1 protein-coding gene is annotated in these 588 nt (G+C 54.1%); it reads right to left on the bottom strand.

What is annotated here, in order from left to right; genetic code table 11:
* Positions 1–588, bottom strand: a 588-nt coding sequence (locus F3J40_RS24610; RefSeq protein ID WP_167018789.1) for an RNA-guided endonuclease InsQ/TnpB family protein, incomplete at both ends; no start/stop codon positions are given.

Below are 588 nucleotides of genomic sequence, written 5' to 3'. Positions count from 1 at the left end.
CTATCATCGCGTGGTTTTTGCTGATGGTGGTGGTGACTTTGTGAAGGTAGTCGCGTCTGATATTGGCGATATGCACGTGTAAGCGGGAAATTTTCGCCTTCTGTTTCTTCCAGTTCGCGCTGAATTTCACTTTTCTGGCCAGCTGGCGCTGTAACCGCGCCAGCTTTGCCTGATTCTTTTTAAAGCTGTTTACCGGCTCAAAGACCGTGCCGTCGGACAGCGTTGCCAGCTTGCTGATACCCGCGTCCAGTCCGATGGCGGACGTTGACGGGTGTACGGGCTGTTCGACCTCCGTTTCGACCTGAAACGAGATATACCAGCCGCCAGCGTGCTGGCTGACTGTGGCGTTTTTGATTTTGCCGGTAACGGCACGAGACTGGCGGAACTTCACCCAGCCCAGCCCGGACGGCAATTTAACGCGTTTGCGGTCAAGCTGGCAGTACTTGTCAAAATTAACGAACCTGATGGAATCGTTGCCCTGGCTCTTGCGCTTAAAGACCGGCTTTTTAGCCGCCAGACGCTTATCAAAGCACCGCTTCCATGCCCCGTGCAGGTCTTTCAGTTTCTGCTGGAGGTTGTCGGTGTATG

The organism is Candidatus Pantoea multigeneris, assembly GCF_011752615.1.
In the GTDB taxonomy this organism is placed as follows: domain Bacteria; phylum Pseudomonadota; class Gammaproteobacteria; order Enterobacterales; family Enterobacteriaceae; genus Pantoea; species Pantoea multigeneris.
Note: the sequence above shows the minus strand (reverse complement) of the source record. Positions and strands in the feature narration are given on the sequence as shown.